This is a genomic window from Paenibacillus macerans, assembly GCF_050565405.1.
Classification (GTDB): domain Bacteria; phylum Bacillota; class Bacilli; order Paenibacillales; family Paenibacillaceae; genus Fontibacillus; species Fontibacillus macerans_B.
The window spans coordinates 14,263-31,607 of record NZ_JBNYYG010000009.1; the positions used below are offsets into that span (position 1 = coordinate 14,263).

General features: G+C 56.0%; 12 protein-coding genes. 6 read left to right on the plus strand and 6 right to left on the minus strand.

Annotation, left to right across the window (positions count from 1 at the left end):
- Window positions 1-100 precede the first annotated feature (100 nt).
- Together ACQ4N8_RS08510 and ACQ4N8_RS08515 are read right to left on the minus strand one after the other, a co-directional pair.
- Entirely contained in the window at window positions 101-1,906 is a 1,806-nt protein-coding gene (locus ACQ4N8_RS08510; RefSeq protein ID WP_430703917.1) for a sensor histidine kinase, read from the minus strand.
- A complete protein-coding gene (locus tag ACQ4N8_RS08515; protein WP_430703918.1) occupies window positions 1,884-3,452 on the minus strand; it encodes a response regulator in 1,569 nt (522 codons plus the stop codon). The genes ACQ4N8_RS08510 and ACQ4N8_RS08515 overlap by 23 nt, the downstream gene beginning before the upstream one ends.
- A gap of 194 nt (window positions 3,453-3,646) precedes the next feature.
- Here ACQ4N8_RS08515 and ACQ4N8_RS08520 point away from each other — a divergent pair, with 194 nt between their 5' ends.
- Together ACQ4N8_RS08520 and ACQ4N8_RS08525 are read left to right on the plus strand one after the other, a co-directional pair.
- Entirely contained in the window at window positions 3,647-4,618 is a 972-nt protein-coding gene (locus ACQ4N8_RS08520) for an ABC transporter permease (RefSeq protein ID WP_430703919.1), read from the plus strand.
- Between the two features lie 34 nt (window positions 4,619-4,652).
- Complete coding sequence (locus tag ACQ4N8_RS08525; RefSeq protein WP_430703920.1) at window positions 4,653-5,543, plus strand: carbohydrate ABC transporter permease; 891 nt, start codon at window positions 4,653-4,655, stop codon at window positions 5,541-5,543.
- 330 nt (window positions 5,544-5,873) lie between these two features.
- Here the strand turns inward: ACQ4N8_RS08525 and ACQ4N8_RS08530 are convergent, their stop codons facing one another.
- From ACQ4N8_RS08530 to ACQ4N8_RS08545, 4 genes are all read right to left on the minus strand, one after another.
- Window positions 5,874-6,353 (minus strand): low molecular weight protein-tyrosine-phosphatase, encoded by a 480-nt coding sequence (locus ACQ4N8_RS08530; protein ID WP_430703921.1) that lies wholly within the window; start codon window positions 6,351-6,353, stop codon window positions 5,874-5,876.
- An 83-nt stretch (window positions 6,354-6,436) separates the two neighbouring features.
- A complete protein-coding gene (locus tag ACQ4N8_RS08535; RefSeq protein ID WP_430703922.1) occupies window positions 6,437-7,312 on the minus strand; it encodes an AraC family transcriptional regulator in 876 nt (291 codons plus the stop codon).
- A 510-nt stretch (window positions 7,313-7,822) separates the two neighbouring features.
- Window positions 7,823-11,044, minus strand: a complete 3,222-nt coding sequence (locus ACQ4N8_RS08540; protein ID WP_430703923.1) for a discoidin domain-containing protein — start codon at window positions 11,042-11,044, stop codon at window positions 7,823-7,825.
- 273 nt (window positions 11,045-11,317) lie between these two features.
- Window positions 11,318-12,145, minus strand: coding sequence for an AraC family transcriptional regulator (locus ACQ4N8_RS08545; protein ID WP_430703924.1), 828 nt, complete (start codon window positions 12,143-12,145; stop codon window positions 11,318-11,320).
- Window positions 12,146-12,434: 289 nt separating this feature from the next.
- On the opposite strand from ACQ4N8_RS08545, the gene ACQ4N8_RS08550 reads away from it, so the two are divergent.
- From ACQ4N8_RS08550 to ACQ4N8_RS08565, 4 genes are all read left to right on the plus strand, one after another.
- Window positions 12,435-13,625: a Gfo/Idh/MocA family protein gene (locus tag ACQ4N8_RS08550; RefSeq protein WP_430703925.1), complete on the plus strand. Its 1,191-nt coding sequence runs from the start codon at window positions 12,435-12,437 to the stop codon at window positions 13,623-13,625.
- A 465-nt stretch (window positions 13,626-14,090) separates the two neighbouring features.
- Window positions 14,091-14,939 (plus strand): sugar phosphate isomerase/epimerase family protein, encoded by an 849-nt coding sequence (locus tag ACQ4N8_RS08555; protein ID WP_430703926.1) that lies wholly within the window; start codon window positions 14,091-14,093, stop codon window positions 14,937-14,939.
- Window positions 14,940-14,950: 11 nt separating this feature from the next.
- Window positions 14,951-16,081 carry a Gfo/Idh/MocA family protein gene (locus ACQ4N8_RS08560; protein WP_430703927.1) on the plus strand — a complete coding sequence of 377 codons (1,131 nt, stop codon included), beginning with the start codon at window positions 14,951-14,953 and terminating at the stop codon, window positions 16,079-16,081.
- A gap of 18 nt (window positions 16,082-16,099) precedes the next feature.
- A complete protein-coding gene (locus ACQ4N8_RS08565) occupies window positions 16,100-17,125 on the plus strand; it encodes a Gfo/Idh/MocA family protein (RefSeq protein WP_430703928.1) in 1,026 nt (341 codons plus the stop codon).
- The last annotated feature ends 220 nt before the right edge of the window (window positions 17,126-17,345 follow it).

Sequence of the window (17,345 nt, forward strand, 5' to 3'; positions counted from 1 at the left end):
CCTCAAGCTCACCTCAATTGTAAAAAGCCCTCTGCCGATTATCCATAACGCAATGTTACTATTCATAGTGGAAAACGTCTTTCATCGGTTTCGCTGCGGTTTATCCCTGTATCGGCCCGGGTACGGCAGGGCTTAAGGGAAGGCGGATGGTCACGGCGGTGCCGATGCCGAGCCGGCTGAATATCTCCACGCCGTAACGTTCCCCGTAAGCCAGCTTGATCCGGTCGTCGACGTTTTTGATGCCGTAGCCGGATTGGTTGCTGGCCTTATTGAAAGCTTGCTCGAGGCGCTCCCGCGTCATCCCCATCCCGTCGTCGATCACCTGAAGCAGGATTTCTTCGCCTTCCGCTTTCAGCTTTACGATGATATGGATGCCGTCCTCGCTCCAGATCGCATGGTTAATGCAGTTCTCGATGAACGGCTGCAGGATCAGCTTGATCACCGTACGATTGAACAGCGATTCGTCCAAATCGTAGTGCATATGCAGCATGCCGCGGAAGCGGATTCCCTGGATGGAAATGTAGTTTTTGACCAAATTGATTTCCTGTTCCAGCAGGATGACCCTTTTCCCCTTGTTCAGCGAGATCCGGTAATACTTCGACAGATGGCTGACCATTTGGTACACCTGCATGCTGCCTTCCTTGACCGCAAGCGAAGAAATCGAGGACAACGTATTGTACAGAAAATGCGGATTGATTTGCGCCTGCAGCGTGGTCAGCTCCGATTCCTTCACGGCGATCTCTTTGACGTAGACCTCATCGATCAACTCCTGAATGCGAGAGGTCATTTTTTGAAAAGCGTACGACAGCTGCCCGATTTCATCGTTTCCCATCGGCTTCGGCTTGACCTGGAAGACGCCTCGCTCCACTTTGCGGATTTGCTGCAGCAGCACCTCGATCCGTTTCGTGATGACTTTGGCCGTAACGAAAATCAGCAGCGCCGCCACCGCGATAACCGCTACGGAAATCCAGACGATCCGCTTGGTCGCCTGGTTCGTATTGGCCAGAAGCTCGTCATAAGGCACCGTAATCACGGTCGTCCAGCCGTTGCTCAGCTTTTTGTAAGTGAAGAAGCGCTCCTGCCCGCCGATCCGCACGTCGAATTTGCCGGCCGCCTGCTCCAGCTTGTCTTGAATGGGATAAACGTCAAACAGCCGGTGCGCCTTCATGGCCGTATCCCCGGAGCTGATGACGCGGCCGGCGGCGTCGATGATGTAGACGCTTTTATTGACGTTTTCTTTTTCGATCAGCGAATAGATTTCGGCGTCATTGATGTTGATCGTCAGAATCCCGTAGGGATGCGTGAGGCTGAAATAACTGAGCGAACGGGCCAGCGTCACGTAGGACGCCCCGGTCTGCGGATCGTCGATATAGGTGTAGACCGATTTTCCTGCCGCCTCGAGCGCTTGGCGTTTGACCGGTTCCGGCAGCTCTTCGGTGTATTTTATATACTGTTTGTCGGAATACAGCGTTTTGTTATCGATATAAATGGTGATGCCCTGAATGTTGGCATTGGAAATCGCCATCGAGGACATCGTGCGGTTAATGTACTGGAACGCATCCAAATAGTAATAGGCCTGCTCGTAGTCGTTGGACAAATAGTTCCGCAGCTGCGCGTCCATATAGAGAATATTGGTCAGTTGGTTGTAATAGCCCAGCCGGTTTTCGAGGTTCGTATTGATCTGGTTCAGCGTGCCGCTTAAAGAGGAATACGTCTGCTCGGTGATCGTATCCCTCGTGGACGTATAGGAATAATAAATCAGCACGGAGAACGGGATGAAGGACACGATCAGGAAGATCAGGAAAAACTTGTTCCGCAGCCGCAGGTTAGCGAACCAATGGTGCCGGAAATAGGCCAGTCCCCGAAACAGGCCGCTCGGCCATTTATAGCTTTTTTCGATATTCATTGGGCGTGACTCCTTGGTTTTTCAGGAATAAGGAAATGAAGTAAGACGTGCTTTCGTATCCGATCTTTTGCGCGATGTCCTGCACCTTGAGCGCGGGGTCTGCGAGCATTTCCTTGGCTTTCTCCAAACGGATCCGAGTCAGGTAATCGTGAATCGTCATGCCGGTTTTGTCGCGGAAAATCGACCGCAAATAGTTCGGCGACAAATACACCTGGCTGGACAAGCTGTTGATCGTGATCGGTTCGTGATAGGTCCGGTCGATGATCCGGCACACTTGATTCACCAGCTTAGCGTTCTTGTCGCCGGAGCGCTCCTTGATGAGGTTCATGTAATGCTCTCCGGCACGCCGGATGGCGGCCTCAACCCCCTGCAGCGTCTGGCAATCGTAGATGGATTGATACAGCAGCGCCCGTTTGCCCGGTTCGGCCTGGGTCGGCAAGCCGGGATTGTGCAATTGCGCTTCGAGGCGGGCGAGCAGGTCGATGGCCCACTCGAATACGTGCCGCTTTCCGATCCGCAGCTGGCGCAAGTTGGCCAAATATTCGCCGATCCCCCGCTCCGCTTCCTCTCCGTGCATTTGCTGCAGCGCCTCGAGCCAGGCTTGCTCCGCAAACGGCGGCAGCGAGTCGCATTGGTAACCCGGCTTCACGTCGGCGGCGCCGATCACCTGTCCGGGACCGAGATAGAATCGCTCGTCGCGGATGCGGCGCGCCTGTCCGTAAAGCCGGGCGATACCGGTCGGCTCGGCCGCTTCTTCCCCGACTGCGACCGTAACCGACAAGCCCAGCACGCCGCGGACCGTTTGGAGCAGCATGGACCACTGCTCCCGGGTTATTCCGGACGGGCCGGCTTCGATGAAGATCGCCAGTTCTCCCTCTTTATGCGGGGTAAGGACGACCTCCTTCCGAATGGCGCGAAAATAGTCGTCCGTCACGTCCAGCAGACGGGACGATGCTTCATCTCCCGGGTTCCCTTGGCCCCCGCCGGCTTCTTCCCCGCAATCGCAGTCTATGCTGCAGAGGGAAAGCTTATAGGAGACGGCGGCGTCACGCCGCTCCAATTTATTTAGGCTTTCGGAGAGGGATTCCCGCCGGGCAGGCTCCTGCTCATACAGCAGCTCCTTCAACAGATTCGCCTTGGTCACCCGGATCGTTTTATTCTTCAAGCGTACTTCTTCGCATTTCCGTTTCACCCGCTGCATCACCCCGGCGATTTCCTCCAGGTCCAGCGGTTTCAATAAATAACCGACTGCGCCGACGTGCAGCGCAGACTTCACGTAATTAAACTCATCGTGCCCCGTCAGGAACACGATTTGCATCCATTCGTACTGCTCGCTGACCCATTTCGCCAGCTCCAGTCCGTCCATCAACGGCATTTGCACGTCGGTCAGAACGATATCGGGCTGGATGACACGTATTTTTTCCTGGGCGTCCTTTCCGTTGATGCCGACCCCGGCGACGTAAATCCCCATGTCTTCCCAACGGATGAAGTCCCGCATCATCTCCAACTCCAACTCTTCGTCATCCACCAGAAAAATACTGTACATGCCCGAGTTCCCCCTTCGTTCGCAAGCTCCCAGTATAAGTATAGCGCTTACAATACAGGTTGCTAAATCCTCCTTTCGAATGAAAGTTATTTTCAAGCATGATTCGATACTTTGCTTTATCGACAGCGATTTTTACGGAGACTTATAATTTGGATCATAGAAATCGAACTACTAAGAAATTGCGAGGTGCCACTATGCAAACCGACCTGAAATTGCACAAAGGACCCGAGGTGAAGCTTTCTCGAAGAAAGCTATGGCCCGTTTTCAAACAGCAGAGGTTCTTGTTTCTCATGATGCTGCCGGCCCTGATCTGGGCGATCCTGTTCGCCTATACCCCGATGGCCGGATTGTATATGTCGTTCGTCAACTATCAGCCGACGCTGGGGCGGTTCTGGCAAACCCTGTTTCAGAGCGAGTTCGTCGGTTTTGAATGGTTCCGCTACTTTTTCAACAACGGCGACTTTCTGATTATCATGCGCAACACGCTGGCGTCGACCTTGATTACGATCCTCTTCTCGTTTCCGATGCCGATCCTGATCGCGATTGCCATCAATGAAATCAAAAACGTCAATTTCAAAAAAATCGTACAAACGTCCTCTTATTTGCCTTATTTCATCTCCTGGGTCATCGCGGCGAACATCATCGTCACGCTGCTGTCCTCGGACGGTGCGGTGAATGCGCTCTTGAAGTTATTCCACCTCACCGACGAAAGCATCCTGTTCCTGCAGAACGGCAAGTACTTCTGGTGGATCGTCGCTTTGGGGAATACGTGGAAGGACATGGGCTACAGCTCGATCATGTATTTGGCGGCCATCTCCTCGATCAACCCGGAATTGTACGAGGCTGCCAAGGTCGACGGGGCTAACCGGTTCAAGCAAATCCGGTATATTACGCTGCCCCATCTCAAACCGACGATCGTTATTCTGCTGATCCTGGCGCTGGGCGGCATCTTGAACGCCGGGTTCGACCAGCATTTCCTGCTCGGCAACGACCTGACGAAGGATTACTCCGACGTGCTGTCGACCTACTCCTTCCGCTACGGGATTCAGAACGGCATGTTCTCCTATGCGTCCGCCGTCGGGATGTTCAGTTCCGTCGTGGCTTTTGTCATCGTCGTCATCGTCAACTACACGGCGAAAAAAATCAACGGCCAATCCTTATTCTAGCTTAATTCATTAGTCTGCCCATGGAGGAACCCGCATGAAAAACAAAACGATTCCCGAGCATCTGTTCGATGCTATGCTGTACCTGTTCCTGACGTGCATCTTCCTAGTTACCTTTTATCCGTTCTGGAACATTCTGATCATTTCGCTGAACGACGCCACGGACTCGATACGCGGCAACCTGTATTTCTGGCCGAGGGAGTTCACCTTTGCCAGCTACGTCACGATTTTCCGCAACCCGGAAATCTGGAGCGCGCTGCAGGTCACCGTGCTGCGGACGATCGTCGGCACGGCGCTCTCCATCTTCTGCATCTCGATGCTGGCCTATACGCTTAGCAAACGTTATTTGCTGGGCTGGAAATACTTTTCGTTCTTCTTCGTATTTACGATGTATTTCGGGGGCGGGCTGATCCCGACGTACATGATTATCAAATCGCTGGGCTTGATCGACTCGTTTTGGGTATTTATCTTCCCGGGATTGATCGGGGTGTTCCTGATGATCCTCGTCCGCACCTTCATCGAGCAGTTGCCCGGCGAAATCGAGGAATCGGCCAAGATCGACGGCGCCAACGACCTGCAAGTCTTCGCCCGCATCGTCATGCCGCTGTGCGTGCCGGTGCTGGCCACGATCGGCCTGTTCCTTGCCATCGGCCACTGGAACTCCTGGTACGATTCCTATATCTACACTTACAAACCGGAGCTGAAGACGCTGCAGGCCGTGCTGGTGAAGATCCTCAACCAGTTCCAGACTGGGGGGATGATGTCGGATGCCCAGCAGTTGGCGCAAAGCGCCAAACGCATTCCCGTGTCGAGCGAAAGCATCCGCATGGCGGTGACGATGGTCGCTACGCTGCCGATCATCATGGTGTATCCGTTCGTGCAGAAGTATTTCGTCAAAGGGATCATGATGGGCGCGATCAAAAGCTAAATTGGCTTGGAATATGAAAACCCGTCGCGGCGGAAGCCGGACGGGTTTTCATATTAATGCGGGTTTGGCGGGTTGTGCGGGTTTGGCTGTTGCCTTGCGGATTGCCGGCGTTTCACGTAGGTTTCTGGCGTTCAATATGAATGCTGCATTTTTGATTTACAACATTTTCGCTCACTGCCCCTCCCTCCGTCCCTTAACAGATGAAGTTGCAAGAACGGTCACACCGCAGGAATATATGGCCTGCCATTAGTTGGCATAGCGCATACGGACCGGCTCCAAACCGGCCGGCTGACGCCTGTTCCGATAGGCTGAGCTCCCCCAACTAACGCCCTATTCGCCGAGTGCTTCCCGCCGAATCAAATCCAGCAAAGCGCGGCAACCCTCCTGCACTAAACCGTAAACCTCTTCGAAGTTCCCCGTGTAATAAGGGTCGGGAACCTCCTTGACCTTCGCTTCCGGCACCAAATCCAACAGCTTCAGGATTCTGGCGTCGATCTGCCGGGCTAACGAGCGCAAATCTCGTTCATTTTGGTTATCCATCGCGACGATATAGTCGAACCGGGAAAAGTCTTCTTGCGCAACCTGTCTCGCTTGAAGCCCCTCATAGGAAATGCCGTATTGGTCCAAAATGCGACAGGTGCCTTGATGCGGCGGATTTCCCGTATGCCAGTTCCCAGTGCCCGCGGAATCGATCAGAAACCGCCGGCTCAACCCCGCTTCGTCCACCAGATGCCGGAAAACGGCTTCCGCCATCGGCGACCGGCAAATGTTCCCGAGACACACAAACAGGACTCCCACTTTATTCTCCATCGTTCTCCCTCCTTGCCAAAGCAAATCTGCTAAATATCTCTTAGCAGATACTACTATAGGTTTCGGCGGAGAACAACCTGCCGCTATTTTTTCCGCGCGACCGGAATCCAGATTTCGCTTTTGTAATCGGGCAAGGCCGTGTCCGGACTTTCGTTCCACAGGATTTCCGGCCCCTCGGCCAACTCGTAGCTTGCCGACGGGAACCACTCGGCGTAGATTCGCCCCCAGACGTTTTGCAGCGTCTCCGGGAAAGGTCCGACTGCCGTGAATACCGCCCATGTCGAGGCGGGAACCTCCAAGCAGGCAAAGCGATCCAGGCATTCGAGCGTTGTGGCTACGCCGATATAATGGTCGAGTTCTCCCTGTTCCTCCATCCGGCCTTCCGAGAAATTCGTCGACGCGCTGATCATCCCCGCCGGCTCCATATTGGACAACCCCTTCAACCGGCGAATCGTCTCCTCGTTCAAACTCTGCCACATTTCCGCGATATGCGGATTCACGCCATGAAAAATGATCGGGACCCGCTTATAAAGTCCAACGATCCGAAACGGTTCTTTATCCACGATGCGGTAGTTCATTTCGTTTCCTCCTTGAATGGTGAGTTGGAAGGTCATGGGCGGATACGCTTTTAACGACGGGCCATGGCTTTTCGCTTCCGACGGCATAATTCCGTGCAGGCTTTGGAACGCCCGGGCAAACGCGTCCGCGGAGCTGTAGCCGTATTTCACCGCAACATCGATGACCCTTGCCTCCGACTCCTGCAGTTCGAAAGCGGCCAGGGTCAGCCGCCGCCGGCGGACGTATTCCGACAGCGTCACCCCGGCCAGGAAAGAAAACATCCGCTTGAAGTGATATTCCGAGCAAACGGCGATTCTCGCCACTTCCCCATAATCGATGTCGTCCGCCAAATGCTGCTCGATGTAGTTCATCGCGCCATTCATGTTTTGCAGTAAATCCATCGCAATAACCTCCCTCTGTTCTCAGCATAGCAGGAGCCGACCGGCCCTTTCCGACTTTCCGTGCACCGGATTGCAGGATTGTCCATGTTCCCCGATGGTCCGGCCGTTTGTGTATCCAGTATAAAGGAACATGGGCAGCGCCGAAAGCTGGCGAGGCCTCTGTCCATGGCTAACGAACCGTAGAGGCGCTATTGACGAGTGAAGCGACCCTCGTGCTAGCTAACGAACCGAAAAGTCCTTAATAGGTGAATCCAAGCCTGCTTCCATCCTGTTACAAGCCAATAAGGCTCCTCCAGTTCGTTAGCGCACGAAATGGCCAATGATGAGAGGAATAAGATTTGCTGAGTTCGTTAAAAAGAAAGGGGAAGGCCCATCGGCCCCCCCATTTTGTACGGTAAACTAGTGTGCCCTATCGCGTCTCGAACAAGCCTTGCTGTTACGACAACGATTGCAGTTTCGGTTGCTGTTTCGGTTGCAATTCCAGTCGAGGTGAGTTGCGTTCAAGTCGGATTACAGTTGCGCGCCCGCTCCCGGCTCCTCCTGCTCTACCTCCGGGATCAAGCTCTCTCCGTCCCCGCCCGGCGTTCCTGGCGGATTCGCCTCCACGCCCGGCTCGCTTTGCTCCACATTCCCCGCCGCCGGATCCCAATCCGCCGCGGTGTACAATGTGAAAATCAGATCGCGGTTATTTTCCGTGAACCAGGTTTGCCCGCCGTCCGTCGACAGCTTCGCTTCTCCATTCGGATAAGGGTTGGCGTCGCTATAGGCAAACCCATAGTTGTTGTCCGTGCCTTCCGTGTAATCCGAGCCGGGCGATTTAAGGATCAAGCCATAGGTTTTGGAAGTATCCAGCCCCTGCAGCTTCGGATAAATCGAATACGGCGATATCGATCCCGGAATGTTATAGGCCGGAAGCGCGGCCGTAAACAGCTTCTCCGCCGGGTTGCTCTGATCGTCCAGAACGACCAGCTCGAAGTAATAAGCGTCTTTCGGGACGGCGTTCCGGTAACTTTCATAAATGTACACATCCAGTTTAGGCAGATCGGAATGCTTCAAGGTGAAGGTCTGCATCCGCTGGATGACCGCCCGCACGTCCGAATAATAGTCGTAACCGGACCGGCTGTCATCCTGGTCGATGCGGCTGCCGCCCTCCCCGGGCACGTAGTAGGCCTCCATCTCATAGATCGACGGCACGCCATAGTTCGTATGCATATAGAGCCGCAGCTTGGACGCGGTGATCTCCGGGAAGCTCAGTACCCGGTTGTCTCCCAACGTGAACCCTTTCGTAATATCCCTGTACTGCGAGCCGTCCCAATACTGCAGCGCATAATTGGCCACTTTAAAATTCGGGTCCCGGAACTCCTTCACGACGACCCGGTTCATCTTCGTTTCCGCGCCAAAATCGATTTCCGCCCATTGATCGTTAAGCTGTCCGTCGGCGGCATTCCAGCGCGTGGAAATATCGCCATCCGTCAGTTTGTCGGCTTCGTATCCGGCATCCGCCCAGGTCGAGGACACGTTAACCGGTTTGCCGAGGGCGAGATTCGCCGGCAGCGGATCGATGGGGTCCTCCTTGCCGTCGGCGATTCGGATGATGGCCGTTCCCTTAGGCTCCAGCTTGTAAGTCAACGTTCCCTGTGCCGTACCTAACGACCGTCCGCTGTACAGCTCCGTCATCCGGTATTTCTTGTTCGGCTTCAACTCCAGGTCCGCCAGGCTGACGTTGATTTCCTGCGTTTGATCCGTCCAGTTGGACAACCCCACCACCCGGTTGCCCCCATCATCGGTAAGCATCGTCACTGAAGGGGAATGCGCCTCATGGTGGTAGAAATCCGTCATCCGGACCGGCTTCGCCGCATTTCCTTGCTTCACGAGGCCAAGCAGCGAATCATTGTGCAGCCAGGCCATGCGGTCTTCGTCGATGAACGGCAGATTGTCGCCGACCAGATAATGACCGCCGCCGAGCGTCACGGCCGTATTCAGCAGCTTGGCGTCCTGCTGGCTGAATTTGTACCAGAATCCTTGAATGACGTATTGCGGAATGATCATATCCGGGTCGTTGTATTCGTAGATCGTCCCGTTCGTCCACCATGAGGCAACGCTGTTGAACGCTTGTCTTTCGATCCCGGAGTAGCTGGCTACGCCGAGCGACGTATCGCAAGCGGCTCTTTTGCCATGGGCGAAGGCGGCCGGCAGCAGCGGCGCGATCGACTCGTTGATGTAAATCGGGCGGTCCGCCGCCAGCACGGCATTGCGGATGATGCCCATCCCGATCCGGTAATTTTCCATCCCGTTCACCGTCGGATCGTAATGCTGCCCCTCATACATGCCCATATCGATAAAGTCCAGCTTGATATAGTCGTAACCCCAGCGGATGTAGTCGTCCACGTTGCGCTTCACGATCTGCTGCGAAACCGGATGGGAAAGATCCAGGGCATAGGTGTTCAGATACGTTTTGATCAGGTTGCCCTGTTCGTCCTTCAAGCATATATCGCGATGCGTCAAATTCGTGCCCTCGACCGGCAGATCGAGCCACTCCTCATAGATCGTAAACGGCGTGGAGTATCCGCCCGCCTTCAGCCCTTTGGCATGCACGTAATCGATGAATTTGGGGATCGCCTGGTCGAACGGCAACCCGCTTTCCGGCTGAAAGCCCCCGTCCAGGTTAAAATACTCATACCCGAGCGGCTGCAGATGCTCCGCCATGTAATCGACCATCGCATACATCGCTTCGGCCGTGGCATAACGGTCGTGGGAATAGAAGGTATTGTAGCCCATCGGCACGTCGCCTTCCCATTCCAAATGCGGTTCCCCCGTGTTGTATACGGTGCCGTACTCCTCCAGCCCCTGCCGGTAATCGTCATAAAACCCGAGGAAAAACAGGTCCGAGGCGACCATGGTCCCGCTTTTGCTTCCGCCCCAATTGTATAAGGCGAACCCGGTTAACGGCCCGTTAGCGGATTCCGCTTCACTGAGCCTTTGACTGCTTTTCCAGTTCTGCACGGTCGCCGCGCCGCCGACGAATCCGCGATTGCTTTCGTTATCGAATACCGCCGCCACCCAGTGGCTGATCCCGTTAAAATCGTCCCAGGTCAGCTGCTCCCCGGCAAAACGGTCGGCTCCGTTCTGGCTTTTGCCGAAATCGTCGACCGGCGCCACCCCGAAATCGAAGTTGTTGGAATACGGCGTCGTAAAGACTTTCTTCTCATTGCCCCTCCCGATGTCCACTCGCTGCGCGGAAATCGGCGTCAATTCCGTGACGGTCACCCCATCCTCTTGATGCACCTGCATTTCGGTCAACACATAGGAAACCTTCGGATAAAAATAAAAGCCCAGATCGATTCGTTCGCCCGTTTCCAGCCGGCTGCGGATCGTCAGCTTCCGGCCGTTTTTGCCGTACTTGTCCTGCTTCAGCTTGGTCCACTCCGCCGTGCTCTCTACGGCATCGCGAGAGCTTAGCTCCGCGTCGCTGCCTTTCTTCCGAAAGTTCGTGCTGAACTCCTGAACCACGGTTTGCCCCTGCCAAGACAAGCTGCCGGTGCCTTTAGCCAAATCGTAAACCAGCGAAACCTTCCCGTTGGACGCTTGTACCACGTTCTGCCGGTTGGAGTACACGCCCCCCTCTTCCTCCGCCGAAGCGGCCTGCGTGGATCCTACGGAGCCGGAAAACGCACCGGCAACCATCAGGATCAGCGCGATTGCCAAACTCCCTGTCCGCAAACGTTTCTTCACCTTAACGCCTCCTTTAAATGGGGATGAAGCCGTAAAACCGCCGAATCACATTGCCGATGCCAGAACTGGATGTTTTTTCTATCTCCCATTCTAAAAACCGGCTCGCTCCCCATCTATAACGCATTGTTACTATTTATGAAGGAAAACGCCTTACATCGAAAAATGCACAAAAAAACCGCCAACTCTCTTGGCAAGCAGAGAGCGGACGGTTTGATTGGAAGCGAAGCGAGTGCTGGCAGTCACCTCATAAATAAAAGAATTCGCCCCCGAAACCTACCGGGTGCAAGTCCGATAAGCAGTAGGCGAGATGCCGGCATGGCTTTTGAACTGGCGGGAAAAATGCGCCAACTGCATGCCGAGCTGATCGGCGATATCGGCGATGCTGTCGTCCGTATAGGTCAGCAGCCGTTTGGCCTCCTCCATGCGTTTGCGCTGCACGTAATGCATCGGAGTGACGCCCATGATTTTTTTGAAGTAAGGAATGAAGTAATTCGGGTGCAGATGGACGATGTCGGCCAACGCCTCGATTTCCAGCGGTTCGTACAGGTGCTCCTGGATGTGCCTCAATACGCCGCCCAGCTTGTTCCTCTCCGTGAACTGCATGTAATCCTTCAAATAATCGCGGTAGCCGCCTTCCTCCAGGCAGCAGGCCAGGAGGTTGAGCAGGCAAGCTTGCATCCGCAGCCCCGCAAACGGGCCGCCGGTCTGAAACTGGCCGATCATCTCGTCGAAGGTGGTACGGACGTAATCCGGGTCCCTGGCGTCGCTGATGTACAGCTTGCTTCCCGCATGAAACAGCGGCCATTCCCCCACCTGCGCGTCGAAATGGCAATAATACCGGGTATACGGGTTCTCCGGCGCGGTGAAGGTCGTCTGGCTCGCCCCCGCCGGCATAATCATCAGTTGGCCCGGCCGGGGGTAATACGTTTCTCCGTTCAGGATGACCGACCCTTCACCCTGGGAAATAAAGTACAGCCGGTTAAAACTGGGGGCTTGCTCCGTCCGATTCCAACCGGGAAACCCGCTTTTCAATTGGGCATGCGTGACCGTGGCGGTCAGACTCTCGGGCAGGCGCCCGGCGAGAGGGTCCATCTCGCTCATCTTCATCCCATCTCCCTCTATTGTAAGCATTTCCATTTCCGCGAATCCTGTTTTTATTGTAGCATCGCCATTTATCGATTTCACCTTAATTTTGCGCAAAAGCCTCTTAGTCTTAGCCATTCTCTTTCTCCCCGATTCAAGCTAAGCTAAGAGAGTTAAGACTACATAGTTCCTTAGCTTAGGCCCGGCTGAGTTCAAGATTCGATGTCGGACCTGCTTCTTCGCAATTACTTCGTGATCCAAAGATGACTTTTTGAACTACCTCTAAAAAAGAAAGGCAGGGAGCAATATGGACAAAGTACGGTATGGCATCATCGGCATCGGCAATATGGGTACTTCGCATGCGCTCGGCTTGACCGGCGAGATTAAGGGCGCGGAGCTCACGGCCGTGTGCGACTGGAATCCGGAACGGCTGAAATGGGCCAAAGAGCGGTTGCCCGGAACGGTACAGACCTTCGACAATACGGACGCTTTTTTCGCGTCGCGGGCGATGGATACCGTGCTGATCGCCACGCCGCATTACGATCACCCGACGCTGGCGGTGCAGGCTTTTGAGAGCGGTTACCATGTGCTGATCGAGAAACCGGCCGGCGTGTATACCAAAGCCGTTCGGGAAATGAACCGGGCGGCCACGAAGTCCGGCAAGCAGTTCGGCATTATGTACAACCAGCGGACCAATCCGCTATACGCCAAGCTGCGCGAGCTCGTAACCTCCGGCGAACTTGGGACGATCCGCCGCACCAACTGGATCATCACGAACTGGTACCGCTCGCAAAGCTATTACGATTCGGGCGGCTGGCGCGCGACCTGGGCCGGGGAAGGCGGCGGCGTACTGCTGAATCAGGACCCGCACCAGTTGGATTTGTGGCAGTGGACGACCGGGATGATGCCGAAGCGCGTCCGGGCTTTTTGCCACTTTGGAAAATACCGCAACATCGAGGTCGAAGACGATGTGACCGCGTATGTCGAATACGAAAACGGCGCTACGGGTCTGTTCGTCACCACGACCGGCGAGGCGCCGGGAACGAACCGTTTCGAGCTGACGGGCGACAACGGGAAAATCGTCGTGGAGGACGGCAAGCTGACCTTCTGGCGGCTTCGCGTGCCGGAGCCGCGTTTCAACGCGGAGTACACCGGCGGCTTCGGCCAGCCGGAATGCTGGAAATGCGAAATCCCCGTTAGCGGCGGCGACGGTCCGCAGCACAAGGGGATTTTGCAGAACTTCACGAACGGCCTGCTGCACGGCGAGCCGCTGTTGGCTCCGGGCGAGGAAGGCATTCACGGCCTGATGTTGTCCAATGCCATGCATTTATCGGCCTGGACCGAGGATTGGGTCGATCTGCCGCTCGACGAGGACCTGTACTACGCCAAGCTGCAGGAGAAGATCAGCGCCTCGGCGTTCCGCAAGGATGCCGGGGGCGGCCCGGTGGCAGGCAATGGCGGCAGCGGCAAGGTACTCGACGTATCGGGCACGCACTGAGCTGGGTTGGGGCCCGGGCCAAGCCTAGCCCCGTCGCGGCTGCGAAAGTCGCAGCAAATAGAGGACTTTTTTGCCTCTACAAGATACTCTATGTGCATAAAAACGAGTCAAAATTAAAATCTCGTGTCTTGTTATCTCTGTATGCTCCTTTGCACGATTATCCCCTTTGTTAAGGGAGCAAGGAGCAGGGGTTAGGGTTGGGTTAGGGATAAAAATAAGATTTGCGCCAAATATGTTCTTCCTCCGAGTTTGTTCCTTTCTTTGCTCCATGGTCTGATCAAACGGGATAATCGTGCAAAGCGTCCGGACAGCGAGTGTTGACCTGAGTGTAGATCTTACGCCAAAACCGGTTGCCGGCTTGACCGTGAAAGTTTTATTGCAACGTCAATGCCTTTTATACCTTTATTGAGCCGGGCAAACAAGGCATCCCATCCCATATAGGAATTAAAAGGAGGAGCGATAACGATGAAATTATCCGTGTTTACCGTAGCCACCCCGGATTTGACCCCGGAGGAGCTGGTGCAAGCGGCGCGCGAAGCCGGTCTGCATGGCGTAGAGTGGCGCTATAAGGAGGTTCCCGCCGATGCGGCCGGAGAGACGCCTTCGTTCTGGCGCAACAATTTGTGCTCGATCGATCCGTCGCTGCCGGATAACGAGCTGCTGCGCTTCAAGGAAATCACTGAAGCCGGGGGGCTGGAGGTGACCAGCGTAACCCCCTATCTGAACGCGCTGGACGTAGAGGAAACGGAGCGGGTATTCCACGCCGCCCGCCTGCTCGGAGCGAAAATGATCCGCGTCGGCGCAGCCGGTTACGACGGTACGGCGCCTTACCCCGAGCTTTACGACAAAACCGTCCGCTATTTGAAAGAAGCCGAGCGTTTGGCCAAACAATACGGCGTCAAAGGCGTCGTGGAAACGCACCACCTGACGATCGCCCCAAGCGCCGGCCTGGCCCACCGCCTCGTCAGCCACTGCGACCCCGACCATATCGGCGTGCTGTTCGATCCGGGCAACATGGTGCACGAAGGCTACGAGCAGTTCCAAATGGGATTGCAGCTGCTCGGTCCTTATCTGGCGCATGTCCATGTCAAAAACGCCGCCTGGACGCAAGCCGGGACGCGCGAGGACGGCACCGCGGCATGGCGCTGCGCCTGGGCTCCCCTGCGGAGCGGCATCGTCGATTTCGGCCGGCTGCTGGCAGACCTGAAATCCGCCCGGTACGACGGCTATCTGGGCATCGAGGATTTCAGCGGCCAATGGGACTCGAAGTCGATGCTGCGGCAGTTCGCCGAATTCATTCGCGAAAGGATGTAGGAGCCGACATGATGACCAATCCAGCAGAAACCAACCAAACCAACCAACGGCCGGAAGCTTTTCAAACCCGGGACGGAATGAATTATGCGCCGAAGGGGCGGCCCAACGAGGTCGTCCGGCCGGGCGAGTTCGTCTTTGCGGCTGTGGCCCTCGATCACGGGCATATTTACGGCATGACCGGCGGCCTGATCGAAGCCGGAGCCATCTTGAAATGGGTCTATGACCCCGATCCGGCCAAAATGCAGGCCTTTGCCGAGAAATACCCGCAGGCGGCCAAGGCGGACAGCCTCGAGCAGGTGCTCGCCGACCCGGAGGTACGTCTCGTCGCCGCGGCGGCGGTGCCGTCGGAGCGCGGCCCGCTCGGCCTGCGGGTCATGGACGCGGGAAAAGACTATTTTACCGATAAGACGCCGTTCACCAGCCTTGACCAGCTTGAAGCCGCCCGCCGCAAAGTGCGCGAAACCGGACGGAAATACGCCGTATACTACAGCGAACGCCTGCACGTGGAATCCGCGGTGTACGCCGGTCAGCTTATCAAGCAAGGAGCGATCGGCCGCGTGATCCAGGTGACCGGATTCGGGCCGCATCGGCTGAATGCTTCCTCCCGGCCGGAGTGGTTTTTCCAAAAGGAGAAATACGGCGGCATCCTCTGCGACATCGGCAGCCATCAAATCGAGCAATTCCTGTTCTACGCCGGCTGCAAGGACGCCCGGGTGACGCACAGCAAAACAGCCAACTACCACCACCCCGAATATCCCGAGCTGGAGGATTACGGCGATGCGACGCTGGTCGGGGACAACGGGGCGACGCAGTACTTCCGCGTCGACTGGTTTACGCCGGACGGCCTCGGTACCTGGGGAGACGGGCGGACATTTATTTTGGGCACCGAAGGGTACATCGAGCTGCGAAAATACACCGACATTGCCCGGGACGCGGACGGCGACCATGTCTACCTGGTCAACCAGGACGGTGAACAGCATTTCGCCGTACGCGGCCAGGTCGGGTTTCCGTACTTCGGCGAGCTGATTCTCGATTGCCTGCACCGGACGGAGAACGCCATGACGCAAGAGCACGCCTTCAAGGCCGCGGAGTTATGCCTGAAGGCGCAGCAGCAAGCCATCGACATCATTACATCTCATTAGGACAGGATGGGATCCACCATGCAAGAACCCATTGGCGCGGCCATCATCGGCTGCGGGACGATTTTTCCGCTGCATGCCGGAGCCGTCGGAAAGCTGGAGGGAGTTAACCTGAAGGTCGTCGTCGACAGCGACCTGTCCAAGGCCGAACAAGCGGCTGCGGCGTACGGCTGCGAAGCGGCGAGCGATTATCTCGCCTTACTGGAGCGGGAGGATATCCAGGTCGTGCATCTATGTACGCCCCATCACCTGCATGCGGAAATGGCCGCGCGCTTGCTTCAGGCCGGCAAACACGTGCTGACGGAAAAACCGCTGGCGCATAACCTGCAGACGGCGGAAGCGCTGCTGCAAGCGGCGCAGCATCGTCGGGCGCAGCTAGGCGTCGTGTTCCAAAACCGCTATAACGCCTCGTCCCAAAAAATCCGGGAACTGATTGACGGAAGTTCGCTGGGCCGATTGCTGTGCTTGAAGGGCATCGTCACCTGGCAGCGGGACGAGGAGTATTATACAAGCAGCCCTTGGCGGGGGCGCTGGGCCACCGAAGGCGGCGGCGTGCTCATCAACCAGGCCATCCACACGCTCGATCTGCTGCAGTGGTTCGGCGGCGAAATCGTCTCCGTCCAGGGCAGCGTGACCGCTGACGCGCTGGGCGACACGATCGAAGTGGAGGATACGGCGCATGCGAGCCTTCAGTTTGCAGGCGGAGCCCGTGCGTTGTTTTACGCCACCAATGCGTATTTAACCAATTCGCCGGTCGAGCTGGAGCTCGTGTTCGAACGCGGAACGCTCTATCAACGCAGCGAATGCTTATATTTGAGCAGCGATGGCCGGGAAACCCGATTGTGCGAGCCTCCGGCCACCCTTGATGAATCCGGCCAGGTCAGCGGCAAATCGTACTGGGGCTCCAGCCATCGGCTGTTGATCGCCGATTTTTACGATCATATCCGGACCGGGTCGCCTTTTTGGATCAACGGGACGGAAGGTATCAAATCGCTGCGGCTGATTTCGGAGCTGTATCGTTCCTCCCGGACGCGGGAATCGCGGTAACAAGCTCCTTGGCAAACCCGAGCAACCGGCGCCGAGCCGGCATCAACCGCAGCAAAACGAACCGTGCCCGACTTGGACAGCAACAAAGAGACAATGAGATGGAAACTTGGACATTGAGACATAAAGATGTAGAGACTTAGAGACGTAGAAACTTAAAGACGCAGAGTCTAAGGGAACAAAGTGACGAGAAACGGAGCGGATAGACCGGTGCCTGCTTGGG

Coding starts and splice junctions, on each gene's coding strand:
- ACQ4N8_RS08510 (WP_430703917.1), bottom strand. CDS start 1,906: ATGAATATCGAAAAAAGCTATAAATGGCCGAGCGGCCTGTTTCGGGGA.
- ACQ4N8_RS08515 (WP_430703918.1), bottom strand. CDS start 3,452: ATGTACAGTATTTTTCTGGTGGATGACGAAGAGTTGGAGTTGGAGATG.
- ACQ4N8_RS08520 (WP_430703919.1), top strand. CDS start 3,647: ATGCAAACCGACCTGAAATTGCACAAAGGACCCGAGGTGAAGCTTTCT.
- ACQ4N8_RS08525 (WP_430703920.1), top strand. CDS start 4,653: ATGAAAAACAAAACGATTCCCGAGCATCTGTTCGATGCTATGCTGTAC.
- ACQ4N8_RS08530 (WP_430703921.1), bottom strand. CDS start 6,353: ATGGAGAATAAAGTGGGAGTCCTGTTTGTGTGTCTCGGGAACATTTGC.
- ACQ4N8_RS08535 (WP_430703922.1), bottom strand. CDS start 7,312: ATGGATTTACTGCAAAACATGAATGGCGCGATGAACTACATCGAGCAG.
- ACQ4N8_RS08545 (WP_430703924.1), bottom strand. CDS start 12,145: ATGAGCGAGATGGACCCTCTCGCCGGGCGCCTGCCCGAGAGTCTGACC.
- ACQ4N8_RS08550 (WP_430703925.1), top strand. CDS start 12,435: ATGGACAAAGTACGGTATGGCATCATCGGCATCGGCAATATGGGTACT.
- ACQ4N8_RS08555 (WP_430703926.1), top strand. CDS start 14,091: ATGAAATTATCCGTGTTTACCGTAGCCACCCCGGATTTGACCCCGGAG.
- ACQ4N8_RS08560 (WP_430703927.1), top strand. CDS start 14,951: ATGACCAATCCAGCAGAAACCAACCAAACCAACCAACGGCCGGAAGCT.
- ACQ4N8_RS08565 (WP_430703928.1), top strand. CDS start 16,100: ATGCAAGAACCCATTGGCGCGGCCATCATCGGCTGCGGGACGATTTTT.